General features: G+C 60.1%; 25 protein-coding genes and 1 other RNA gene. 17 read left to right on the top strand and 9 right to left on the bottom strand.

The window, feature by feature from the left end; genetic code table 11:
* Positions 1-81: 81 nt before the first annotated feature.
* Positions 82-243: a hypothetical protein gene (locus tag FHW37_RS33585; protein WP_186458262.1), complete on the top strand. Its 162-nt coding sequence runs from the start codon at positions 82-84 to the stop codon at positions 241-243.
* Here the strand turns inward: FHW37_RS33585 and FHW37_RS15400 are convergent, their stop codons facing one another.
* The 4 genes from FHW37_RS15400 to FHW37_RS15385 form a co-directional block, all read right to left on the bottom strand.
* Positions 244-1,161: a PhzF family phenazine biosynthesis protein gene (locus tag FHW37_RS15400; RefSeq protein ID WP_145637900.1), complete on the bottom strand. Its 918-nt coding sequence runs from the start codon at positions 1,159-1,161 to the stop codon at positions 244-246.
* Positions 1,162-1,380: 219 nt separating this feature from the next.
* Positions 1,381-2,277, bottom strand: coding sequence for a fructose bisphosphate aldolase (locus FHW37_RS15395; protein ID WP_145637898.1), 897 nt, complete (start codon positions 2,275-2,277; stop codon positions 1,381-1,383).
* 253 nt (positions 2,278-2,530) lie between these two features.
* Positions 2,531-3,733 carry a phosphoglycerate kinase gene (locus FHW37_RS15390; protein WP_145637897.1) on the bottom strand — a complete coding sequence of 401 codons (1,203 nt, stop codon included), beginning with the start codon at positions 3,731-3,733 and terminating at the stop codon, positions 2,531-2,533.
* Between the two features lie 141 nt (positions 3,734-3,874).
* Positions 3,875-5,710 carry a potassium/proton antiporter gene (locus tag FHW37_RS15385; RefSeq protein ID WP_145637895.1) on the bottom strand — a complete coding sequence of 612 codons (1,836 nt, stop codon included), beginning with the start codon at positions 5,708-5,710 and terminating at the stop codon, positions 3,875-3,877.
* Between the two features lie 381 nt (positions 5,711-6,091).
* Here FHW37_RS15385 and FHW37_RS15380 point away from each other — a divergent pair, with 381 nt between their 5' ends.
* Positions 6,092-6,451: a type II toxin-antitoxin system RelE/ParE family toxin gene (locus FHW37_RS15380; RefSeq protein WP_145637893.1), complete on the top strand. Its 360-nt coding sequence runs from the start codon at positions 6,092-6,094 to the stop codon at positions 6,449-6,451.
* Positions 6,441-6,761: a helix-turn-helix domain-containing protein gene (locus FHW37_RS15375; RefSeq protein ID WP_145637891.1), complete on the top strand. Its 321-nt coding sequence runs from the start codon at positions 6,441-6,443 to the stop codon at positions 6,759-6,761. Before FHW37_RS15380 ends, FHW37_RS15375 begins: the two co-directional genes overlap by 11 nt.
* A gap of 134 nt (positions 6,762-6,895) precedes the next feature.
* On the opposite strand, the gene gap is transcribed toward FHW37_RS15375, so the two are convergent.
* Together gap and tkt are read right to left on the bottom strand one after the other, a co-directional pair.
* Positions 6,896-7,906: a type I glyceraldehyde-3-phosphate dehydrogenase gene (gene gap, locus FHW37_RS15370; protein WP_145637889.1), complete on the bottom strand. Its 1,011-nt coding sequence runs from the start codon at positions 7,904-7,906 to the stop codon at positions 6,896-6,898.
* Between the two features lie 83 nt (positions 7,907-7,989).
* Complete coding sequence (tkt, locus tag FHW37_RS15365; RefSeq protein ID WP_145637887.1) at positions 7,990-9,963, bottom strand: transketolase; 1,974 nt, start codon at positions 9,961-9,963, stop codon at positions 7,990-7,992.
* 376 nt (positions 9,964-10,339) lie between these two features.
* On the opposite strand from tkt, the gene FHW37_RS15360 reads away from it, so the two are divergent.
* From FHW37_RS15360 to FHW37_RS15340, 5 genes are all read left to right on the top strand, one after another.
* Positions 10,340-10,612 (top strand): DUF4164 domain-containing protein, encoded by a 273-nt coding sequence (locus FHW37_RS15360; RefSeq protein ID WP_145637885.1) that lies wholly within the window; start codon positions 10,340-10,342, stop codon positions 10,610-10,612.
* Positions 10,613-10,624: 12 nt separating this feature from the next.
* The gene (locus FHW37_RS15355) at positions 10,625-10,996 is read left to right on the top strand and encodes a cell division protein ZapA (protein WP_145637884.1); all 372 of its coding nucleotides are present in this window, start codon (positions 10,625-10,627) and stop codon (positions 10,994-10,996) included.
* A 66-nt stretch (positions 10,997-11,062) separates the two neighbouring features.
* Positions 11,063-11,221, top strand: a non-coding RNA gene (gene ssrS / locus FHW37_RS15350) — 6S RNA.
* A gap of 206 nt (positions 11,222-11,427) precedes the next feature.
* Entirely contained in the window at positions 11,428-11,679 is a 252-nt protein-coding gene (locus tag FHW37_RS15345; protein WP_145637882.1) for a hypothetical protein, read from the top strand.
* 185 nt (positions 11,680-11,864) lie between these two features.
* A complete protein-coding gene (locus FHW37_RS15340; protein ID WP_145637880.1) occupies positions 11,865-12,098 on the top strand; it encodes a hypothetical protein in 234 nt (77 codons plus the stop codon).
* A gap of 28 nt (positions 12,099-12,126) precedes the next feature.
* Here FHW37_RS15340 and FHW37_RS15335 read toward each other — a convergent pair whose 3' ends face one another.
* Positions 12,127-12,438, bottom strand: coding sequence for an ArsR/SmtB family transcription factor (locus FHW37_RS15335; protein WP_186458261.1), 312 nt, complete (start codon positions 12,436-12,438; stop codon positions 12,127-12,129).
* A 430-nt stretch (positions 12,439-12,868) separates the two neighbouring features.
* On the opposite strand from FHW37_RS15335, the gene FHW37_RS15330 reads away from it, so the two are divergent.
* The 8 genes from FHW37_RS15330 (at position 12,869) to FHW37_RS15295 (ending at position 21,229) form a co-directional block, all read left to right on the top strand.
* Entirely contained in the window at positions 12,869-14,698 is a 1,830-nt protein-coding gene (locus FHW37_RS15330) for a diguanylate cyclase (RefSeq protein ID WP_145637876.1), read from the top strand.
* A gap of 125 nt (positions 14,699-14,823) precedes the next feature.
* Positions 14,824-16,326 (top strand): sensor histidine kinase, encoded by a 1,503-nt coding sequence (locus tag FHW37_RS15325; RefSeq protein WP_145637874.1) that lies wholly within the window; start codon positions 14,824-14,826, stop codon positions 16,324-16,326.
* Entirely contained in the window at positions 16,323-16,766 is a 444-nt protein-coding gene (locus FHW37_RS15320; protein WP_145637872.1) for a response regulator, read from the top strand. Before FHW37_RS15325 ends, FHW37_RS15320 begins: the two co-directional genes overlap by 4 nt.
* 9 nt (positions 16,767-16,775) lie before the next feature.
* A complete protein-coding gene (locus tag FHW37_RS15315; protein ID WP_145637870.1) occupies positions 16,776-17,807 on the top strand; it encodes a sensor histidine kinase in 1,032 nt (343 codons plus the stop codon).
* A gap of 395 nt (positions 17,808-18,202) precedes the next feature.
* On the top strand, positions 18,203-19,432 hold the full coding sequence (locus FHW37_RS15310) for a hemolysin family protein (protein WP_246690796.1): 1,230 nt from the start codon (positions 18,203-18,205) through the stop codon (positions 19,430-19,432).
* Positions 19,432-20,052: a 5-formyltetrahydrofolate cyclo-ligase gene (locus FHW37_RS15305; RefSeq protein ID WP_145637866.1), complete on the top strand. Its 621-nt coding sequence runs from the start codon at positions 19,432-19,434 to the stop codon at positions 20,050-20,052. Before FHW37_RS15310 ends, FHW37_RS15305 begins: the two co-directional genes overlap by 1 nt.
* Positions 20,053-20,063: 11 nt before the next feature.
* A complete protein-coding gene (locus FHW37_RS15300) occupies positions 20,064-20,888 on the top strand; it encodes a TIGR00282 family metallophosphoesterase (RefSeq protein WP_145637864.1) in 825 nt (274 codons plus the stop codon).
* A gap of 11 nt (positions 20,889-20,899) precedes the next feature.
* The gene (locus FHW37_RS15295) at positions 20,900-21,229 is read left to right on the top strand and encodes a hypothetical protein (RefSeq protein WP_145637861.1); all 330 of its coding nucleotides are present in this window, start codon (positions 20,900-20,902) and stop codon (positions 21,227-21,229) included.
* 243 nt (positions 21,230-21,472) lie between these two features.
* On the opposite strand, the gene FHW37_RS15290 is transcribed toward FHW37_RS15295, so the two are convergent.
* Complete coding sequence (locus FHW37_RS15290; RefSeq protein ID WP_145637860.1) at positions 21,473-22,204, bottom strand: dienelactone hydrolase family protein; 732 nt, start codon at positions 22,202-22,204, stop codon at positions 21,473-21,475.
* A gap of 202 nt (positions 22,205-22,406) precedes the next feature.
* On the opposite strand from FHW37_RS15290, the gene FHW37_RS15285 reads away from it, so the two are divergent.
* Positions 22,407-23,261 carry an MBL fold metallo-hydrolase gene (locus tag FHW37_RS15285; RefSeq protein WP_145637858.1) on the top strand — a complete coding sequence of 285 codons (855 nt, stop codon included), beginning with the start codon at positions 22,407-22,409 and terminating at the stop codon, positions 23,259-23,261.
* Between the two features lie 27 nt (positions 23,262-23,288).
* Here FHW37_RS15285 and FHW37_RS15280 read toward each other — a convergent pair whose 3' ends face one another.
* The gene (locus FHW37_RS15280) at positions 23,289-23,801 is read right to left on the bottom strand and encodes a pyridoxamine 5'-phosphate oxidase family protein (RefSeq protein WP_145637856.1); all 513 of its coding nucleotides are present in this window, start codon (positions 23,799-23,801) and stop codon (positions 23,289-23,291) included.
* Between the last annotated feature and the right edge of the window lie 89 nt (positions 23,802-23,890).

Raw genomic sequence — 23,890 nt, 5'->3', positions numbered from 1 at the left:
TCTGTGGTGGAGAGCAAAAATGTCCAGCCTATGGCGAGACGAGAAAACAATGACTGCCACAATCTCGAATGGCCAGACCGTATGACAAAGACGATCGGGCTTTTGCTCATCCTTGCTATGGTCGTGCAGATCATCAAGCCGCTTGGCTTTCCGGGCCTGCGTCGTCGTTCGGATTTCTGGAAGATCGCGCTTTTCGCCTTCGCGATCTGGAGCGTAGCGCTGATCGCCCGTGAATTCACCTGATCAATAATCGAGGCTGCCGCGCATGACGATGACGCAGCGGCCGGTAATGCGCACATCGGTCACCACACCGCCTGTCTTAACGACATCGAGTTCGATAATGCTGCGCCGGCCCATCTCGACACCCTGTTCTATGGTCAGGTGAATGTTCGCGTCGCTTTCGGATGCAAGTGTCACAAGATAGGCGGCAAGAGCGGCCGAGGCGCTACCTGTTGCCGGGTCTTCCATGACATTGTCGAGCGGCGCAAACATGCGGGCGCGGATCTGCCAGGGGTCTTCTGGGTCGCGAACATAGAGGAAAAGCGAAAAATCCTTGCCGCTGCGGGGATGGCGGGCCACGGCCTCATGAAAGGCGGCGATGTTCGGCCGGCTTCTTCCCAGTGCATCGAGGCTCGATAGCTCGGCCAGCGCAAATGCCAGTCCGACGGAGGCCTGCACGGGCGCATGTGTCCGGACCGTCACCTCGGCTGCATCGATCGATGCGCAGGCTGCGATCATTTCCGGGGCGATCTCGTCGAACAGTTCGAGCGGGCGCGGTGTACGGATGGTGGCGGAGGTCACCTTTTCGCTCTCGCGCGTCAGGTCGATCTCGACCAGTCCCGCCAGTTCCTCGAAACGCAACGTGTTGCCGACCGGCTTGCCGAAAACCTCCGTCTGCTGGCCGATGAGATAAGCGGTGCCGACATTGGGATGGCCCGCAAACGGGATTTCCGCCGTCGGGGTGAAGATCCTCACCCGCGCGCTGTTTGCCGGATCCTCGGGCGGCAGGATGAAGGTGCTTTCCGAATAATTGAACTCGGTCGCGATCTTCTGCATCTCTTCACCGGTCAGGCCGCCGGCGTCGAGCACGACAGCCAGCGGATTGCCGGCGAATCGCTCCGTGGTGAAAACATCAAGGGTGACGTAATCGATGGTCGGCATTGTCGGCTCCCTGCTTGGTCTGGCGGTTCGGCAGGGGGATTATCGCGGTGCGGGCGGCTTTCACCAGCCAATCTTTCTGATGGATGCCATCAACAAACGAGAAAGGCCGCACCTTTCGGCGCGGCCTCTTCCTCCCCGAAAAGGCGCCCGATCCACCAGGCTGCCTCTTCAAGATGCCTTTTCAGCCACGCCATTCAATCCGGGGCGGCTGGAAACTTATCAGGACTTGTTCACGCTCGCGGCGTAGATCTCATCGATCGTTTCGGCCAGGCTCGCATCGAACTCGGCGTCGCTCATCGTCACGCGCAGGTTTTCGGTCAGGGCGCGCGAGAAGCTGGCGATCATGTCGTGGTTGTGGCTGAGCTTTTCGCAGGCATCCGCGCGGCTGTAACCGCCGGAAAGGGCAACGACGCGGACGACCGACTTGTGGGCGGCGAGCGACTTGTAGAAATCGGCTTCCGTCGGGATCGTCACTTTCAGCATGACGTTTTCGCCGGCCGGCAGCTTGTCGAGATGGGCAGCAATCTCGTCGCGCAGAATGGCTTCGGCCTCAGCCTTGGTCGGGCTCTTGATCAGGATTTCAGGCTCGATGATCGGGACGAGGCCCTGGCCGATGATCTGGCGGGCCACTTCGAACTGCTCCTTGACGATGGCGGCAATGCCGGCCTTGTCTGCATGGGCGATGACTGAACGCATCTTGGTGCCGAAAATGCCCTTGTTGCGGCCGCGGATGAGCAGCGCGTCGAGATCCGGCATCGGCTTCATCAGTTGTACGCCGTTTTCTTCTGCACGCAGGCCCTTGTCGACCTTGAGAAAGGGAACGACACCACGCTTTTCCCAGAGATAGGAAGGAACAGCCTGGCCGTCAGCCTCGCCGTCCATGGTCTGTTCGAACAGGATCGCGCCGACCACCTTGTCGCCCGAAAAGGCAGGTGCGGTCATGATGCGGACGCGCATCGTGTGCATCGCCTTGAACATTTCCGCGTCACCCTGATAGTCGGTGTCGGCAATGCCGTAGAGACGCAAAGCTCCAGGTGTCGAACCGCCGCTCTGGTCCAGCGCGGCAATAAAGCCCGGCGCCGAGCTGATCTTGTCCAACATCTTCGCGTCCACCATAGTTCACTCCTATCCCAAGAATGGCGCGTTGCGCGCTCATCTGTGTTCTTTGATTTATGCCGTTTGGGATTTCTGCCCAATTGGCCGATATCAGAAGTTTTTTTAAAGGGAAACGCTACCCTAAGCTCTTGAAACGATTGAAATCACTTCAATCGTTTAAATTATTGAATTTTTTTAAAGCCGGTATGACGGTTTTGCGCGCAGGCCTGTGGATGGCACCGGCCTGCGCGCCTCAGGAGATATTATAGGGCGGTCAGGCCGTCTTGGACAGGACTGCGACGCCCGGCAGTTCCTTGCCTTCCATCCATTCGAGGAAAGCGCCGCCTGCCGTCGAGATATAGGTGAAATCGTCGGCAACACCGGCGTGGTTGAGGGCGGCCACGGTGTCACCGCCACCGGCAACCGAGGTCAGCTTGCCGGCCTTGGTCTGCTCGGCCGCAAACTTTGCAGCTGCAACCGTTGCGGTGTCGAAAGGCGTGATCTCAAAGGCGCCGAGCGGGCCGTTCCAGACCAGCGTCGCAGCCTTGGCAATCCAGCCGTTGACGGCTTCGACCGATTTCGGGCCGACATCGAGCATCATCGCATCGGCGGGGATCGCCTCGACCGGGACGGTTTCGTTGGCGGCATTGGCCTTGAATTCGCGGGCGACGACGCCGTCGACCGGCAGGACGATGGCGCAGCCGGCAGCTTCGGCTTCGGCCATGATCGCCTTTGCCGTATCTGCGAGATCATGCTCGCAGAGCGACTTGCCGACATTGATGCCGTTTGCGGCGATGAAGGTATTGGCCATGCCGCCGCCGATTACCAGTGCGTCGACCTTTTTCACGAGGTTCTGCAGCAGGTCGATCTTGGACGAGACCTTTGCGCCGCCGACGATGGCGACGACCGGACGGACCGGTGCGCCGAGACCTTTTTCAAGGGCTTCGAGCTCGGCCTGCATGGTGCGGCCGGCATAGGCGGGCAGGTGATGCGCAAGGCCTTCCGTCGAGGAATGGGCGCGGTGGGCAGCCGAGAAGGCGTCGTTGACATAAAGGTCGCCGTTCTTGGCGAGCGCTTCCGTGAAGGCCGGATCGTTCTTTTCCTCGCCCTTGTGGAAGCGGGTGTTTTCCAGAAGCAGGATATCGCCATTGCCCAGCTTGGCAACGGCCTGTTCAGCTTCCGGGCCAACGCAATCGGCAGCAAAGAAGATCTTCTTGCCGAGCACTTCGTTGACGGCGGTGACGATCAGCGACAGCGACATGTCGGCAACCGGTTCGCCCTTCGGACGGCCGAAATGGGCAAGCAGGATGACCTTGGCGCCCTTTTCCGACAGTTCGAGAATGGTCGGTGCAACGCGCTCGATGCGGGTGGCGTCTGTCACCTTGCCATCGGCCACGGGCACGTTCAGATCGACGCGCACGAGAACGCGCTTGCCCGCGATATCGGTAAGGTCGTCAAGGGTTTTGAAGGCCGGCATTATATTCTCCGTTGTTCAAGAGAAGCACTTGGGAAAAGTCGGCCGGACCATACTATGCCTGACCGGCGACGCAAGCGCCTGATGGCAGGAAGGCGTTCTCCTCACAGCTCGAAATGAGCCACGATGAGGTGGTCTTGTTCGTCAGGACTGGTTGCTGCTGCTGGCACCTGGCACGGGCTTGCCGCGATATTTTCTGATCCGGTCGCGGATGCGGTGGGCGATTTCGCGCATATTGATGAAGATCGGCAGGTTCGTCGCCGGCTCTACGGGTTCGAGCGAGACGCCGATGCTCTTGATATGGCCGTTTTCATCCATTTCCCGGACGATCAGCACGACGGAGCCGAAACGCATGCGGTCGGCATAATCGGCATGGCCACCAAGCCGGCCGTTCATCAGTTCGCCGACCGTCAGGCTCTGTTCTGCGGGGTTAATCAGGCCGGGGCCGTAGGCGGCGTCGAGTTCCTTGGCGGGGCGTGTCGGCGAGATCGCGAAGGCGCCGAAGAATTCCGCGTCATCTTCATCGAGTGCTGCGCGGCTGGCAAAAAGTCGGTCGAGCAGGCCGATATAGGGCGGGCTGACGAAGAGATAGACTTGATCGCCCTCGCGCAGGCGACCGGCATATTGATACCGGATGCTGCGGTTATCGCGGATGACGAGCGAAGGGATGGCCCAGCGCGGAATGCGCTCGCCGCTCAAGAGCGGGCTATCCTTGATGACGCGGTAGGAGATCAGCTCATGGGTCGCCTTGCCGGGCAGGTCGAGCTCGACCTTGTCGATGGCGCCGATGCGCGGCGGTATGATCAGGCCGAGATATTGCGCCACTGGCTTGATCGTCCAGCCCTGCACGAGAAGCGAGACAAGCACGATGATGAAGGTGACGTTGAAGAAGACGGAGCCGTTATCGACACCCGACAGGATCGGCATGATCGCCAGCAGGATGGAGACCGCGCCACGAAGGCCGACCCAGGAGAGGAAGGTGATTTCTTGCTGGGTGAAGTCATAAGCGAGCAGGCTGAGCCAGACGGCGATCGGGCGCGCAACGAACATCAGGAACAGCGCAAGGCCGACGGCCGGCAGGATCAGGATCGGGAACTGTGACGGGGTGGCAAGCAGGCCGAGCACGAGGAACATGATGATCTGCGCCAGCCAGGTCAGTCCCTCGTTGAAACGGGTGATCTGCTGCTTGGCGAACATCTTCCGGTTACCAGAATACATGCCGGCGACATAGACGGCGAGGAAGCCGCTACCGCCCATCGTACCGGTGAAGGCGAAGACGAGAAGGGCGAGTGTCAGCACGAAGATCGGCGCCAGGCCACGGTCGGAGGTGAACCGGTTCAGGACCCAGACGATCATCATGCCGCCGAGGACGCCAAAGATCAGGCCGAGTCCCATTTCCTCGACGAAAAGCAGGAGGAAATGCCAGTCGAGGCCGGAAAAACCCTGGCCGGTGGCGACCAGTTCCGACAGGGCGACCGTGAGGAAGATCGCCATCGGATCGTTGGTGCCGGATTCGACTTCCAGCGTCGAGCGCACCTTGTCGCGAATGTTGATGCCGCCGATGCGCAGCAGGAAGAAGACGGCCGCCGCATCGGTCGAGGCAATGATCGCACCAAGCAACATGCCTTCGAGCAGGCTGAAACCGAGCATGTAGGAGGCTGCAATGCCGAACAGGCCGGTCGTCGCAAGCACGCCGGCTGAGGCCATGGTCAAGGCCGGGACGGCGGCGATACGGAAGGAATGGATCGGCGTACTGAAGCCGGAATCGAACAGCACGATCGCCAGCGCCACCGAGCCGAGCATGAAGGTGAAGGAGTAGTTCTCGAACCGGATGCCGAGGCCATCGACGCCGGCAAGCAGGCCGATCGAGAGGAAGACGAGCAGGAGGGGAGCACCAAAGCGGAAGGCAAGGAGGCTTGAAAAGGCCGCTGCCAGCACGAGAACCGTGCCGACCAGCAGGATGATATAAAATGCCTCCACCTAGCCGATCCCTCTTCTAACCCACGCCAACGCCCCGTCTGTCATACCATCCACGTCCGCAGTCCCGCTTCAGCGAAACTGTGTGACGCCGCAAAGCGGCTCCATAAAAATGGGGCAGATCCCGGCTATGGCCAGGCGAATCGATACGACCGTTTGATTAGACGGGAACAAATCCGGCAAGAGAAGGGCGAAGTCGAAAATACGGAACGAAAAGATCAGCGGACGGCCAAGGCGAGCTGTGGCATTTTGTCTTCGAGGCTCAAGCCCGGATGTCGCCACGGGGTGTCCGCATCCGGGGATGGGATCGAATGAGTGCCGCTCATCAGGGCCGCCAATTCTTGAATTTTATATCTTAAAGTATATATTATGCGGAGGGAATTGGTGGCTTACAAGGTCATATTTCATGCTGCCTTCGTTTCTGAGTGGAAAGTGCTGGAGATCGGACTGAAGGAACTGGTGGGCGAGGTCCTGGATCATCTGGAAGAGGATGGACCGTTCCTTGGCCGTCCCGAAGTGGACACGCTTTCAGGCTCCCGGCACGCCAATATGAAGGAGATCCGGGTCAGATTTGAAAGGCGGGTATGGCGTTTTGCTTTTGCATTCGATCCCGCGCAAAGCGCGGTGATCCTATGCGGCGGGGAGAAGCAGGGCAAAAACGAAGCACGCTTCTACAAGCAGCTAATCGGCAAAGCGGATGATCGTTTCGATGTCTGGCTGATGGAGAAAAGCCATGGATACTGAATGGAAGACATTGCGGGCAGAACTGCCGCAAGACGTTCGCGACCGGCTGGATGTGAAACGTCAGGAGCGCCGGTTGGGAAGGGCTTTGGCCGAGGCTCGCAAGGCGGTCAATGCTACGCAGCAGGATGTGGCTACGGGCGCCGGGATGACACAGAATAGCGTATCGAAAATCGAAAATGCCGGCGACATCCTCGTATCGACCGTCGTCCGGTATATGCATTCTATTGGAGGAGGGGTGGAGATCGTCTTGAAGACGCCTGATGGGAAGGAAAGGCGCGTAGACTTCGATCCCGAGATTTTTGTGAAGTAGATACCTTAGGCGCCTGGACGGGCGCCATGAGAGAGCGACTCTTCAAAGAGGAACTTTCTCCCCACGAGTGGGGAGAAAGGATGTGATCGCAGGCTGGGTAAAATGACAGGCCTGCAGAGTCTCATGCAAACAGTTCAGATCGTCTTCGCAAACGCGACAGCGGTGTCCGACATGCGGTTGGAGAAGCCCCACTCGTTGTCGTACCAAGTCAGGATGCGCACGAAATTGCCTTCGAGAACCTTGGTCTGATCGAATGCGAAGATCGACGAATGGCTGTCGTGGTTGAAGTCGCGGGAAACCAGCGGCTCATCGGTGTAGCCAAGGATGCCCTTCAGCTTGCCGTTGGCGGCAGCCTTGATGGCTTCGTTGATTTCGGCAGCCGTCGTGTTCTTCTTGGCGACGAACTTGAAATCGACGACCGAGACGTTCGGGGTCGGAACGCGGATCGAGGTGCCGTCGAGCTTGCCCTTGAGGTGCGGCAGCACGAGGCCGACGGCCTTGGCAGCGCCGGTCGAGGTCGGGATCATGGACAGGGCTGCGGCGCGGGCGCGGTACAGGTCCTTGTGCATGGTGTCGAGCGTCGGCTGGTCGCCCGTGTAGGAATGGATCGTCGTCATGAAGCCGTGGTCGATGCCGACGGCATCATCCAGCGTCTTGACGACCGGCACGAGGCAGTTGGTCGTGCAGGATGCGTTGGAGATGACCAGGTGGTCCTTGGTCAGCTGGTCGTCGTTGACGCCGAAGACGACCGTCAGGTCGGCATTGTCGCCAGGAGCCGAGATGATCACGCGCTTGGCGCCAGCCGTCAGATGGGCGGCGGCCTTGTCACGGCTCGTGAAGATGCCGGTGCATTCCATGGCGATATCGACGCCGAGTTCGCCATGAGGCAGCTGGGCCGGGTCGCGAACCGCAGTCACCTTGATCGGCTTGCCGCCGCCAACGATGATCGTGTCGCCTTCGACCTTTACCTCGGCCGGGAACTTGCCGTGGATCGAATCGTAGCGCAGCAGATGGGCATTGGTCTCAACCGGGCCAAGGTCGTTGATGGCAACGACTTCGATATCCGTGCGGCCGGATTCGACGATGGCGCGCAGGACGTTGCGGCCGATACGGCCGAAGCCGTTGATGGCAACCTTTACAGTCATATTCGTTCTCTCCCTGAAACTTGGGCTTCTATTATGTCGGGCAGGGAGGCGCCGCCCATGATCTTACGGGCGGCGCTCTCCGCTTAGAGCTTGGCTTCGGCGGCAGCGACCACGTGGTCGGCCGTGATGCCGAAATGCTTGAAGACATCCTTGGCCGGACCCGAAGCGCCGAAGCCCTTCATGCCGACAAACGTGCCTTCCGGACCGATGAACGCATCCCAGCCTTCGCGAACGGCGGCTTCGACGGCGATCTTGACCGGCGAGTTGCCGAGCACTTCTTTGCGGTAGGCATCCGGCTGCTCGAAGAAGAGTTCGGTGCAGGGAACGGAGACGACGCGGACGGAGACGCCCTTTTCTTCAAGCGTCTTGCGTGCTGCGACGGCGAGTTCGACTTCGGAGCCCGAAGCGAAGATCGTTACCTTGGCATCGGCATTGCCGAGAAGCGTGTAAGCGCCCTTGGTGACGAGGTTCTCTTCCGAATATTCGGTACGAACGGTCGTCAGGTTCTGGCGGGTGAGGGCGAGAGCCGTCGGACGCTCCTTCGTCTGAAGAGCGATCTGCCAGGCTTCTGCCGTCTCGGTAACGTCGGCCGGGCGGAAGACCATCAGGTTCGGGATGGCGCGCAGGGAAGCGACCTGCTCGACCGGCTGGTGGGTCGGGCCGTCTTCGCCAACGCCGATCGAATCATGCGTCAGGACGTGGACGACGCGGATGCCCATCAGCGAGGCAAGGCGGATCGGCGGGCGGCAATAATCCGAGAAGATCATGAAGCCGCCACCGTAGGGGATCAGGCCGCCATGCAGCGTGATGCCATTCATGGCAGAAGCCATGCCGTGTTCGCGAATGCCCCAGTGCATGTAGCGGCCGGAGAAATCGGTCGGGGTGATCGAGACCATCTGGCTGGTCTTGGTGTTGTTCGACGGCGTCAGGTCGGCGGAGCCGCCGAGCGTTTCCGGCAGGATGCCGTTGACGACTTCGAGAACATCTTCCGAGGCCTTGCGGGTCGCAACGGTCGGCTTGGTCTCGACGATCTTCTTCTTCAGGTCGCTGATGGCGGCATCGAAGCCGGCCGGCAGGTCACCGGCGAAGCGGCGGTCGAATTCGGCCTTCTTGTCCGACTTTTCGAGGCGGCCTTCCCAGGACTTGACGGCATCGGCAGAACGGGTGCCGGCAGCGCGCCAATCGGAGAGAACGTCGTTCGGGATGACGAAGGGTTCGTATTCCCAGTTCAGAGCCTTGCGGGTGGCAGCGATTTCTTCTGCACCGAGCGGGTTACCGTGAACCTTGTGGGTGCCCTGCTTGTGCGGAGCGCCGAAGCCAATAACGGTCTTGCAGGCGATCAGCGTCGGCTTGTCGGACTTGTGGGCCTGTTCGATCGCATCGGCGATCGCAGCCTGATCATGGCCGTCAACCTGGATCGTGTTCCAGTGGACTGCCTTGAAGCGGGCGATCTGGTCGGTCGAGTCGGACAGCGAAACGGCGCCGTCGATGGTGATCGAGTTGTCGTCCCAGAAGAGAACGAGCTTGTTCAGCTTCAGGTGGCCGGCAAGCGCGATGGCTTCATGCGAGATGCCTTCCATCAGGCAGCCATCGCCGTTGATCACATAGGTATAGTGATCCTGCAGGTCGGCGCCGAATTCTTCGCGCAGCTTGCGTTCTGCGATCGCCATGCCGACGGCATTGGCAATGCCCTGGCCGAGCGGGCCGGTCGTCGTTTCGATGCCGGTGGCATGACCGTATTCCGGATGGCCGGCGGTCTTGGAGCCGAGCTGGCGGAAGCTCTTCAGGTCTTCCACCGTCATGTCCGGATAACCGGTTAGGTAGAGGAGCGAATAGAGCAGCATCGAGCCGTGGCCGGCAGACAGGACGAACCGGTCACGGTCCGGCCAATGCGGCTTCGTCGGATCGAATTTCAGGTATTTGGAAAACAGAACCGTCGCCACGTCGGCCATGCCCATCGGCATGCCTGGGTGGCCGGAATTCGCCTTTTCGACGGCATCCATGGCGAGGAAACGGATCGCATTCGCCATCCGGTCGTGCTGTTCGCGAGAAGTCATGGCTAATCCACTGTGTCCGAGTGTCGGTCAAGGGCCCTTTGGCGGGCCGTGTTGGGAGCGACCGATCCATATCAGGTGCAACGCGCAAGTCAACAAAACTGCCGCTCCCGGCGGCGAGAATGCGAAAGCTTGCCTCAGTCTGCCTGCCGATTGGGCAGAATGAAGTCGATCCTTCGTGAAAGGCCGCGTCTGGCGCCTGTCTTCGCGCCGTGAATGTGATCCACAGTTCGATGCGGGTCCCGGGCCTGACATTTATTGACCCTCCGAAGAGCGGCGCATAGTCTGCAGTCAATGTCGGCAGGGCGCTTCGTCCGATTCGGCCGCAGTTTCATCAGCGATTGGCAGCAGCAATTGGCAGCATCGACGGGACACATGAATGCCGGGTGAGAAGACGGTGGATCTTGCGCTTTCCGAACTTCGGGCAGCCATCGGCAGCCTCGAAAATGCCGTGGACGCCAGGATCGAACGCCAGCGCAACAATAGCGAAGTGGAGGGCGAGGTTCGCCGGGTGCATGCCGACAGGGCGCGCCTTGCGCAGGAACTCGACCAGTCACAATTTCGCGCCAATCGTCTCGAAGAGGTCAACCGCGAGGTGTCCCGCCGTCTGGTGACGGCGATGGAGACGATCCGCGCGGTGCTTGACCGGTAAGGAACAGATAGAATGGCGCAGGTAACGGTCACGATCGACGGCAAGGCCTATCGCATGGCCTGCGAGGAAGGTCAGGAAGATCACCTGATCGATCTCGCGGACCGTTTCGACCGTTATGTCTCGCATCTGAAGGGCCAGTTCGGCGAGATCGGCGACCTCAGGGTCACCGTCATGGCCGGCATCATGATCATGGACGAACTGTCCGAGACGACGCGCCGGATCGGTCTTCTGGAAAAGGAAGTCGAGGCGCTGAAATCTGGCCGCGCCGGCGCCGTTGAAATTCAGCAGCGCAACGAAGAACAGGTCGTTTCCGCCATCAGCGAACTTGCCGCGCGGCTGGAAGGCCTGACGGCAAAGCTGAACGGCCGCGTTCCCGTCAACTGAGCTTTTATTTTCCAAAAGCCTGCCGGGCCCTCTGGCGAGGTTAAGGCTTCACGCTTATATTGCGTGAGCGGTCTGCGCCTCACGACAGGAACCACAATCCCTGGGGCCATACTCGATCCAAAGGGAGCTGTCCCTGACCAGGCCCGTGGGCTTGGACATATGGCGCCCACCTACGTTTGTAGGCACCCAGGATCGTAAACATCCATCGGTTGCCGTGGATCGCTCTTTCCTCCATCTTTTCAGATCTGTTTCGACTCTCGAACGAAACTTTTGACACCGGTGCAAAATCGAGTGGTCGATATGCGCTGCGGTCTTTCCCGTATCGTCGGCGGAATTTGCTTCCGGAACCATGCCCCATCTAGAATCGTGCGCAACCGAACGAGGAGGGTTGACTCTCGTTGTGGCGTGAACAAAACAGGAACAAATCCCGAATGAAAGGAATTCAATCCTATGAATACGGAGGCCTGCCGATGTCTGTTCAAGCGCGCGAATTTCAAGAAATTAATGACGACGAAGCCGTAGCCCATGCGCTGCTGAAAGCATGCAACGGGGATCCGATCGCTGCGATCGTTTCAGTCGTGCGAGACGCTGAATTCCTGACCGATCAGCTCGAAATAGCCCGGACCCTGCTGAGCCATGGCATGGGACGTGGCTGGAAGCCTGAATTCGACCGTAGCGCATGATCGATGAAACATCGTTGCGGCCTGATCGCGAACGCGGCTCTTGCTACGAGGGCGCAGGATATGGACGGAGCACCCTTCGAGCGTGAAAATAACGCCGCCTGACTGCAGGTGAAGCTTAAGCTTTATTCACCATTTGGTCCTTATAACTTCTCGCACGCGCCATGAGGGCGTGCGGGATCGACACAATGTATATCATAGCTATTCTCGACGAAGGTCGGGAGCGTAATTTCCGGTGCTCGTCGGTTATGATGACACCAGACGGCCTGTTTCTCATTGCAGGCGAAAGAAGCTACCATTTCAGGGCTTCCGACCTCATCAGCATCATCGCGGTCGAGCAATCATCCGAGGTAGAGCAGTTTGCTTCCGGGATGGAGCAGCGCTCGACGCCTTGGCTGCGCCTTGCCGGCAATGGTTGCTGATCAGGCCTGACCGGACGGGATTTCCCGTTCAGGCGGCCTCGTGTCCGGCATGCAGGGTCGTGATGCTCGGAAAATGGGCTTCCAGAAAACCGAGCAGATTGCCCGCTATTCCCGGTGCCAGCATGTAATAGGTTTCACGCTCGGCCGTCTGGAAATAGACGAGTTCGGCGTCCCTCAGCCGTTTCAGGTGTTGTGACACGGTCGCGCAAGGCAGGCCGATCGTGCCGGCTATATCGCCTGCGGTTTTTGCGCTGTGGAGGATCTCGCACATGATCTGCAGCCTTACGTCGTTGGAAACGTATGCCAGAAAGGCAGTCGCCTGCTTAAAGGCAAGTTTCATGTCGGCCATCCCTTTTGATCGATGTGCGGAGCAACCTCTGTCCCCGAGGTATGAGCGACCTGATAGATTAAAATTTTAGAAAATGCTTCTGCAACTTAACGTATATGAGTTTTGAGGCCGAGACGCCCCGGTGCATCGAGGAGTAAGCTTCCGCACGCCGAGTCGAGGCCGATGTGCGGGTATCGAGCGTCAGTCCCAGCCTGCTTGCATCGGTTGTGCTGGTGGCTTCCTTGAAGGGTGGAGACGTCCCGTTTCTTCCAATGTCTCGGAAGCGCCGAAACCTGTCGGTTCCCCAAATGGGACATGCCGCGGATAGACATATTCCAATTGTCTAAAATTTGTTTACCCTGTCACGAGCCTTTGTCGACGGATGCGGCAAACGCCCTTTATTCTTAACGACCTGTTCAACAGCAAAGCGCAGTGTCCCGCCATGCGTATCAGCGAGATCACCAACTGGGCCTATGCCGTGACCGTCGTGCTGACGGCGCTGTCGGGCGGTGCCTTCATCCTGTCTTCCCAGAGCGCCAGCGTCGAACGGCTGGCGATCGAGGAGCGTCAGACGCTCGGCGATCTCGGCGAGCAGCTGGCGCTTGGTGCCGAAGAGCGTTCGGATGCGGCGCGGCTTTATGTGATGACCGGCGAGGCGCGTTATCTCGATGTTTTCCGCGGTGACGAAAGCGAGGAGAACAGGCTCGACGGCGAGATCGTCGATATCCGCCGGTTCGGGGCAACGGCTGCCGAGCTTTCGGTCCTCACCGATGTCGAAGCGGCGGCGCAGGCGCTGGACAAGCTGGAGAAGGATACGATCGCCGCCTATCCGCAAAGCGAAAAATCGGCTGTGCAGGAAGCCCTGTTCGGCGCCGATCACGAGCGGCTGCAGACCGGACTTCTCGCCAATATCGACCGGTTCCGCGAACTCGTTTCGGTTCGGACCGATGGCGCCGTTGCCGATGCGCAGGCGAAAAGCGACTGGTGGGGGCTGATTGCCAAGACGATGCTGGCGATCACCGCCGTGGTCTTTCTCAGCGTTCTCTATTTCATCTTGAGGCGCCGGGTTGCCCTTCCACTTGTCCATATGACCGGCATCGTCAGCCGGCTGGCCCGCCAGGATTATGCGGTGGAAGTGCCGCTCGACGTGCGCCGGGACGAGATCGGCGACATGAATCAGGCGATCCATGTGTTTCGCGAGAACGGCCTCGAGCGGGAAAGGCTGGATGCCGAACGGCGCGCCGACCAGCGCACCAAGGACCTGATCCTGCAGATGATGCACCGACTCCAGGCCTGCCATGCGGAAGCTGAGCTGGCGGAAGTCGTCTCCTGTTTCTCGCCGCAGATCTTTCCGGAGCTTGCCGGCAATCTCTACGTGCTCAACGATAGTCGCACGCAGCTGACCAAGGTTGGTGCCTGGCTGGAGCCAAGGCATGCGACGGATGCGTTTCCGTCAAGCGCCTGCTGGGGCCTGCGGCGCGGTCGGCCGCATCTGAGCTATCATCGTGCCGAGGATATCGCCTGCCCGCATCTGGTACAGGGCGCCGGGGAAGGTGTGGCAGAAGAGATCGCATGCCTCTGCGTGCCTTTGACCGCACAGGGCGATACGATCGGTCTTCTCTGCTTCGAGGAGCGGGAGGGCCATGCCATGGCGCCGGAAAACTCTCGCCTTTATCTTGAGCTGATCGCGGAAAATATCGGCCTTGCCGTCGCAAACCTGCAGCTTCGAGACCGGTTGATGAAGCTTGCCGTGCGCGACGCGCTGACTGGCCTGCTCAACCGCCGCTGCCTCGACGAGGCGCTGACGAAATTCGCGCGCGAAGGCAGCGGGTTGCCGGTCTCCTGCCTGATGATTGATATCGACCGGTTCAAGCATTTCAATGACGAGTTCGGCCATGATGCCGGCGACAAGGTCATGCAATATGTCGCCCAGATCATTCTCGATACGGTCGGCAGTGCAGGGACATGTTACCGGTTCGGCGGCGAAGAGTTCACCGTGCTTCTGCGAAGCATGTCGGACAAGGATGTGTTCGAGCTGGCGGAACGGCTTCGCGAGCGGATCGCAACGACGCCGCTCTCGCATGGCGGTCGCATTCTCGGTCTCGTTTCCGTGTCGATCGGTGTGGCGGAGGCGGTTTCGGCCGGCGCCATTTCCACCCTTGTCACCCGTGCCGATGCAGCCCTCTATGAGGCGAAGTCGAGGGGGCGCAACCAGACGGTGACGGCGCGCGCCATGGTGCTTGCCCATGACGCCGAGCGGGTGGTCTCCTGAGCCGGAAGATGCCTTGATACAGGGTATTTCAGCACCGCAGCCAAGCCTTGGCCGTGCACCGCTTGACAAGCCGGCTGCGGCAACCACCTAGTTGCCATCCTTTAAAACCGGACGGCCTCTCCCGCATGCTTTTTTCGAACAGCACCTTTGCCCGATCTTCCCTGCTGATGCTGCTCGTCGGCGCGGCGATCCTGTTCGCGACGGTGCTGTCCTCCTTCTTCCTGGCGCAGATGACGCGCAGCTATTTCGATGACGTCACGAGGCTGCGCGCGCTGCGGTCGACATCGAGCGATCTTCTTCTGCTGCTGCAGTCCGCCGAATCCAGCCAGCGCGGTTATCTTCTGGCGCAGGACGCGGCCTTTCTTGAGCCCTACAAGACATCGATCTCAGCGCTGCCGCTGCAGCTGGAGAAGGTGATGAAGGCCGCCGACAATCAGTCGATGGTGACTGTCCCGATCGATGACATCCGCCGGCTCGTTGCCGTCAAGGTCAAGGAGATGCAGTCGACCCTCGATCTTGCCACCAAGGGTGACCTTGCTTCTGCTCTGGAAATCGTTCGCAATCAGTCCGGCTTTGAATCCATGCAGCGGCTGCGTGGCCTTGTCGGTGAAGTGGTCGCCGAGCTCGACGGTCGTCTGATCGCCGGCATAGACGATATTCGCGACAGTGCCGGCTCGCTGCAGTGGTTCACCGTCGGCGGCGGCATTCTGCTCATTCTGGTGGTCGGTGGCGCGATCGCGGTTATCGCGCAGCATGTGCGCGAGCTTTCACGCGCCCGCAAGGAGGTCGAAGAGCTCAATACGGGGCTCGAGGAGCGGGTCAATGAACGCACCGAAGACCTGATCCAGGCCAATCGCGAGATCCAGCGTTATGCCTATATCGTCTCGCATGACCTGCGGGCGCCGCTCGTCAATATCATGGGCTTTACCAGCGAACTGGATGCGACGCTGAAATCGATCCGCACCTTCGTTCTGGCGGAAGAGGGTGCCGTTCTGTCCGAGAACGAGGTGCGCGATGCGCGGCTCGCCGTCGAAGAGGATCTGCCGGAGGCAATCGGCTTCATCCGCTCCTCGACGAAGAAGATGGATGGGCTGATCAACGCGATCCTGAAGATTTCCCGTGATGGCCGACGCGATCTGAAGCCGGAGCGGGTCAATCTCGGCGAGCTTCTGGATGCCACTGCGGCAAGCGTCTATCATCAGGTCAACGAAGGCGGCGGCGAGGTGAAGATTTCGGTCGATGCCGCAAGGGGTCTGATGACGGACAGATTCTCGATGGAGCAGATCTTCGGCAACCTGTTCGACAATGCCATCAAGTACAAGCACCCGGAGCGGCCGCTGGAACTGTCCGTAACGGCGGCGCCGATCGGGCGCGGTGCAGTGCGCATCTCCGTCGCCGACAATGGCAGGGGCATTGCGCCGGAAGACCATGAGCGGGTGTTCGAACTGTTCCGGCGTTCCGGCGTGCAGGACAAGCAGGGCGAGGGGATCGGCCTGGCGCATGTCCGCTCATTAGTCAGAAATTTAGGCGGCGAGATTACGGTGACATCCACTTTGGGGGGAGGGTCGACATTCGTCATCCGCCTGCCTATGGATTTGTCCCAGTATGTCAGGAGTAACGGGTCATGAAAGCTGCCGGCAAGGAAGTCACCATCGTCATGGTGGAAGACGACGAAGGCCATGCGCGCCTGATCGAAAAGAACGTGCGCCGCGCAGGCGTCAACAACGAGATCGTGCCTTTCACCAACGGCACTGCCGCGCTTGACTATATTCTCGGCGCGGATCGTTCCGGAGCGGCCAATAGCGACCGTTATCTCCTCATTCTTCTCGACCTCAACCTACCCGATATGTCGGGTATTGACATCCTCGAGAAGGTGAAGTCCAACCCCCATTCAAAGCGCCTGCCCGTCGTGATCCTCACGACCACGGATGATGAGCGCGAAATCCAGCGCTGCTACGACCTTGGCGCGAATGTCTACATCACCAAGCCGGTGGATTACGATAGTTTCGCCCATGCGATACGACAGCTTGGCCTGTTCTTTTCAGTGATGCAGATACCGGGTCAATAACGGGAAGAAATGCCGCAAACGATCCTCTATGTGGACGACGACCTGGCACTGGCGAGACTTGCTGAACGCAATCTCGGCCGGGCGGGTTATACTGTCGTCCACGCCATCGATTGCCAGTCCGCCATGGCGGCGATCGAAAAAGGCGGGATCGCTGCGGTTGTCCTCGACCATTATCTGAGGACCGAGACGGGGTTGACCATTCTGCGCCAGATCACCGAGCGTCAGCTGGCGCTGCCGGTCGTCTATGTGACGGGATCGAGCGATGCGACGATCGCGATCGACGCGCTGAAAAGCGGCGCGTCCGATTATGTGATCAAGACCGTCGGTGACGAGTTCTGGCCGCTTCTCGAAAGCGCACTGGCGCAGGGTATCACCACTGCCGAACTGCGCCGCGCCAAGGAAAAGGCCGATCAGGAGATCCGGATCGGCAAGGAGAGGGCAGAAGTTCTGCTAGCCGAAGTCAATCATCGTGTCGCCAACAGTCTTGCGCTCGTTGCGGCGCTGATCCGCCTGCAGGTGTCGAGCAGCAAGAATGATGACGTGAAGGCGGCGCTGTCGGAAACGCAGGCGCGGATTACCGCGATCGCCGGCATGCATCGCAGCCTCTACACGTCCGACGACGTCCGTCATGTCGAGATGGACAAATATCTCGAGACGCTGGTCAAGGAAGTGCAGGGCTCGGTCAGCGATGCCCAAGGTCCGTCGATCAAGCTCGAAGCGGAGCCGCTGTCGCTGACCTCCGACCGGGCCGTCTCGGTCGGCATGATCGTGACAGAACTCCTGACCAATGCGCTGAAATATGCCTATCCCACCGGTGGTGACGGCGAAGTGCGGGTACTGCTGAAGCGCCAGCCGGACGGCAAGGCTCTTCTGTCGGTCGAAGACGACGGGATCGGCCTCACCGAAGGCGATGTGCCGAAGGGGACCGGGCTCGGAAGCCGCATCGTCAAATCGATGGCAGCAACCCTCGGATCGGCGATCCACTATGTGCCGCGCGTGCCGGGAACGCGGGCGGAGCTTCTGCTCGACATGCAGGTGTAAGTTTGGATCAAGATGATCCAAGTCATCCGCATCTCAAATTTTCATATTTAAAAGCAAAAGCTTGCCGCAATTGTCTGGCTTGAATTGCGAGCTTTCCGATAGTCAATCTCATCCTTTTGCTCAAGTTCATTTGTTCCAGCCATTGCAATGCGTCCGTGCGAACCTTATGCTTTGGCCTGCACGTGAAGGTGTATAGTTCGAAGAACCGGTCCCGGTTTTTGGAACTGTACACGAGCCACGCCGAGACGTTTTCGGACGTGCAATCGCCTGGCGGCATTATTGCGCCATCAGGCGGCGGCTCGTGATTACAGAATATCGTCCCAGCCAAAGAGCTTCTCTTGTTAATCGAAATTCTCATCGTCATTGCCCTCACCGTCGTCAACGGCGTGCTGGCAATGTCGGAACTTGCCGTTGTTTCCTCCCGTCCGGTTCGCCTGAAAGTCATGGCAGAACAGGGCAATCGCGGTGCAGCCGTCGCCATGCGGCTGGCCGAAGATCCGGGCCGCTTTCTTTCATCCGTTCAGATCGGCATCACTCTTGTCGGTGTCCTCTCGGGCGCATTCTCCGGCGCGACGCTCGGTTCGCGCCTGACCTCCTGGCTCGAAGCCCAGGGCATGCCGGAAAACGCAGCCGACTGGATCGGCGTTGGTACGGTTGTCGTCGTCATCACCTATCTGTCGCTGATCGTTGGCGAACTGGTACCGAAGCAGATTGCGCTTCGGGCACCGGAAGCCGTTGCCGCGCGTGTTGCGCCGGCCATGCGCCTGCTTGCCATTATCGGCGCGCCGGTCGTCTGGTTCCTCGATATTTCCGGCCGTCTGGTTCTTGGACTGCTCGGCCAGAAGGGTGAGTCCGGCGAGAAGGTCACGGATGAGGAAATCCGCACCGTGCTTGCCGAGGCGCAGAGCGCCGGCGTCATCGAAAGCGATGAATCGGCGATGATCTCGGGCGTGATGCGGCTTGCAGACCGCACCGCACGCGGCCTGATGACGCCGCGGCGCGATGTCGAGGTGATCGATACCGATGACGAGCCGGAACAGATGCGTGCCCAGCTGCGCGCCACCCAGCGCTCGCGCCTGCCGGTCCGCAAGGGTTCTTCGGACGAGATCATCGGCGTTCTGTTCGTCAAGGACGCCTATGACTTCATGGCGGGTGGAAAGTCGTTCGACATTACGTCCGTCATGCGCGAAGGCCCTGTTGTCTCCGACCTGACCGGTGCTCTCGACGTCATCCAGGCGCTGCGCAAGGCCCCGGCGCATATGGTTCTCGTTTATGACGAATACGGCCATTTCGAAGGCATCATCACCTCGGGCGACGTTCTCGAGGCGATCACCGGCGTCTTCCAGGAAGACGAGCAGGAAGAGCCGCCGATCGTACCGCGCGACGATGGATCCTATCTGGTGGCCGGCTGGATGCCGGTGGACGAGTTCGCCGCCCAGATGGGTGTGCCGATCGAGGAAGATCCGGGTTACGAGACCGTCGCCGGCTTCGTGCTGGACGAGCTGAAACACCTGCCGGATCTCGGCGAGAAGTTTACCAGCCACGGCTGGACTTTTGAGGTGATCGATCTCGACGGCCGCCGTATCGACAAGCTGCTCGTATCGCGGGCGACGGAAAAGGCCTGATGAGCGGCGGCGTAAGTGCAGAGCATCGCCTTGGCGATCCGGCGATCAAAGCCGGATTGCGCAACGAGCGTCTGGCCCTGCGCAATGCGCTTCTTCCTGTAGAGCGCGCCGAAAAAAGCCTTGCGATCGCCTCGCATGGCACCGGCGCGCTGACCTTTGCCAAGGGAGCGGTGATCTCCGGTTTCCTGCCGATCCGCTCCGAGGCTGATATCCGGCCGCTGATTGCGCTGCTTGCCGATCGTGGTGCAAGGCTTTGCCTGCCCGCCATCCTCGACAAGGAGACGATCGTTTTTCGCGAACAGGTTTCCGATGCGGAGCTGGTGGCCGGCACATTCGGCACGGTTGCGCCTGGACCGGATGCGGCGGAGCTGGACCCCGAAATCATGCTCGTGCCGCTTGCAGCCTTCGACGGACGAGGCCACCGGATCGGCTACGGCGGCGGTTATTACGACCGTGCCATTCACCGTCTTCATCAAAAAGGCCTGAACCCGCTTCTCGTCGGCATTGCATTCGACTGCCAGGAAGTGGCATCAGTGCCTGAAGAACCACATGATATCAGGCTCGATGCAGTCCTGACGGAAAGCGGCTATCGCTCGTTTGCGGGCGAAGCCAGCGCATAGATAGGATCAGAATGCGCCTTTTGTTTTTGGGTGACATGGTTGGCAAGACCGGCCGCACGGCCGTCTGGGAAAAACTACCCGGCCTCGTCTCCGACCTGAAACTCGACTTCGTGATCGTCAATGGCGAAAACGCCGCCGGCGGCTTCGGCATCACCGAAGACATTTTTGTCGAAACGATCAATGCCGGTGCCGATGTCGTCACGACCGGCAACCATGTCTGGGACCAGAAGGAAGCGGTGAGCTTTGCCGGCCGCCACGACCAGTTCCTGCGGCCCGCCAATTATCCGGCTGGCACGCCGGGCAAGGGATCCGGCCTGTTCTACGCCCGTAACGGCGCCCGCATCCTCGTCGCCAACATCATGGGGCGGGTGTTTATGCATCCGGAGCTCGACGATCCCTTCAAGAGCGCCGAGGCCATTCTGGATGCCGCGCCGCTGAAGGATCAGGCCGACGCGATCATCTTCGATTTCCATGCCGAGGCGACCAGCGAAAAGCAGTGTTTTGGCCATTTCGTCGATGGCCGCGCCTCCTTCGTCGTCGGCACCCATACGCATGTGCCGACCGCCGATTACCAGATCCTCAATGGCGGCACGGCCTATATGTCCGACGCCGGTATGTGCGGCGACTACGACTCCTCGCTCGGCATGGACAAGGAAGAGCCGCTCAACCGGTTCATCTCGAAAATGCCGAAGGGCCGTTTCGAGGTCGCTTCCGGGCCGGCGACGATCTGCGGCGTCGGCGTCGAGATTTCCGACGCGACGGGACTGGCGGAAAAGATCGAGCCGCTGCGCATCGGCCCGCGGCTGGCGGAAACCATTCCGTCTTTCTGGAGATGATCGCGCGCGGCGTGCTTTTCGCGTCGGCGCTGGCCTGCGCCGCGCTGCCCTCCGCCGGGAAGGCAGAGGCGGCGCAAAAGACCTGGCCGGAGCGCAAATGCGAATTCTATGCCAAGGCCTGGCGCGAACTGCTCGATCTGTCCGGTCGCGACGGCATTACCGCCGGCTTTATCAAGGGCAATGAAGATTTCATCGCGGCAGGCTGCTCGAACGGCGCGGATGCCTGCCCGGAATCGAAGGCCGATATCGATCTCGCCAATAAGTTGACCATGGCCGCGATGAATTTTGGCACGGCCAGTTCTTTCCTGCCCTTCGTCTGCCGGCAGCCGCATAAGGGGTAATTCTGCGAGGGCGCACGCGACGGCCTCTTGCCTCTCCGACCTCATCCCTGTGCTTGTCACAGGGATCCAGCCGACGCGCGTCTGCGCGGCGAAAGAAGTCCTTCCAGCCCAAGGACTTGGGCTGGAAGGATTCCTGTTACGAGCACAGGAATGAGGTCGTGGATATTATGCCTTCGACCAAGCAACGGCGATGCGCAAACTCATCTCAGCTGACAACTGCAAAGGCCACTTGCTCAAACGCGCTCAAAGCGTCTCTTCAAACAGCGTCAGCAGCCGCTTGAAATGGCGCTCGGAGCCCTCCCGGTCGTAGACGCCATGGTCCGGCACCGTCCAGCCATGCGCCATGCCGATATAGTTCTCGACCGCGTGATCGACGCCGCCGATACGGAAAGCTTCGGCAAAGCGGGCGGACTGTTCCGGCGGGAAGCTGTTGTCGACGCCGGCGACGCCGACATAGATGCGGGCCTTGATCCTGTCTGCCAGACGATGCGGGCTGTCTTCGGCGTCGCTTGCCAGATTGCCGCCATGGAAGCTGGCGGCTGCCTTGATCCGGTCCGGATAATGGGCGGCCGCGGTGATGGCGCGCCCGCCGCCCATGCAATACCCGACGGCGCCGATTGCACCGCTCACACCTTCGCCCGTCAGGGCGGCGATGAAGGCCTCGCCGTCACGGGCGGTCAGCGCCTGGCCGGTCGCCTTCATCAGCGCGCGGATCTGGTTGCCGGTGTCTTCCTGGGTGAAGGCGGTGCGGGCGTCGAAGGGACCGTAGCTGCCGGACCGGTAATAGAGATCGGGCACCAGAACCGTGTAGCCTCTCTCGGCGATACGCTCGCCCATCCAGTACAGCGCCTCGCGCGGACCAAAGGCGTCCATGTAGATGATGACGCCCTTGTCCGGCGTGCTCCCATCCTGCGGCTTGACGATCATGCCCTTGGCCATTCCGTCTGCGGTCTTGATATCGATCTCGTATTGCATGGGCATCTCTCCGATCCGGCCTGAAGTCTTGAGAGTCCGAGGCTTTTCGCTGATCGCCGGACTTGTCAATCGTCAAATTCATGACGGAAACGGATGACAGGATTGTGAGGCCTCTCACGACAATCGCAGCTTTACGCGCTTCAAGGCTTACAGCATCCTTTTGCCACGGGAATACGATTGAACGCGGATTTCAGGGAGTGGCATGATGCTGCAGGCTCTGGCATTGGGTATTTCGGCTCTCATCCTGTCGGCGCTGCCGGCATTCGCGCAGCAAGCGGCGGCGCAGAGCGAACCATTGCCGAGCCAGTGCCAGGCCATTGCTCAACGCCTGCCGGGCGCGACCTTCGCCAGCTTCTCGCCTTCTGCACTGCCCGTCGTGAAGACCGCCATGGCAGCGACCGACATGGGCGAGGTGAAGATCAGCTTTATCGGCCATTCGACCTATTTCATCGAGACGCCGGACGGTGTGGGGATCGCCACGGATTATAGCGGCGTCTTCAAGCCGCCGCGTCTGCCGGATGTGGTGACGATGAACAAGGCGCATTCGACCCATTACACGCTGACGCCTGATCCCGGCATCGCCCATGTCCTGCACGGTTGGAGTGACGTGCCGGGCGAAAAGGCGGTTCATCACCTGACGGTCGGCGATGTCTATATCCGCAATGTCGTCTCCGACATTCGCAACTGGGGTGGCGGCATAGAGGAGAACGGCAATTCGATCTTCATCTTTGAAGTTGCAGGCCTCTGCATCGGTCATCTCGGCCATCTGCATTTCGAGCTGAACGAAAACCAATACGCCGAGATCGGGCGATTGGATGTGCTGATGGTGCCTGTCGATGGCGGGCTAACCATGGGGGCCGACAGCATGAGCCGGGTGGTGCAGCGGCTGCGCTCATCGCTGATCCTGCCGATGCATCGCTGGGGGCCGCCGCTCGACAGTTTTCTCGCCATGTTCGACGGTCGGTTCGATATCGCCTATGCGAAATCGCCGGTCATCACGGTTTCGTTGAAGAACCTGCCGAAAAAGCCGACGATCCTGGTGCCGCAGGGGCTTTGATACCCCCTGCGACTTCCAAAATCAGCGTCAATGATAATGCGGGAAGGTCAGGTGTTGCTTGACGCCGACATCCGGCATCTTCTCATCCGTCAGGTTCGCCTTGGCGATTTCCCAGCCGAATTTCAGTGTGCTGTCGGTCGAAGCCCAGATTTCGGCATCATCGACACGCAGCGCCAGCATGACGAGAAGCGGGTCCTGCTTGCCGTGCTCATACCAGGCCGAGGTTACGGTGCTCCAATATTCCTCGATCTTTGCCGGATCGCGGCGGACTTCGAGAAGGCCGGAAAGGCAGGCGTGATAGTCATGGTTCTTGCCTACGACGCAGAAATGCGCCCGCGTATCGGCGCGGATGGCGCGCACCAGATCGGTGTCGTTCTTGGTGTAGAACCAGATCGTGCTGGTCTTCACATCGACATTCGGCGCCATCGGCTGGAAGTGCATATGCGCGCCTTCGATGCCGAGCATGCCGGCATGAATGGCGTGGATCTCGTCCCAGAGCTGGCGCTCGGGGGCTTCGCGGGCGTCGGTCAGGCTTGCCATGATTGATCTCCTTTGTTCTTGCTGTTTTCAGAAAGACAACCGGCGACCTGCGGTCTTTGTTCCGTCGCTGTCGCTTGAGGGGCGGGATC

Source organism: Neorhizobium alkalisoli, from assembly GCF_007829835.1.
Lineage (GTDB): Bacteria > Pseudomonadota > Alphaproteobacteria > Rhizobiales > Rhizobiaceae > Neorhizobium.
The sequence above is the reverse complement of the archived record's forward strand: the minus strand, read 5'-3'. Positions and strand labels throughout refer to the sequence as shown.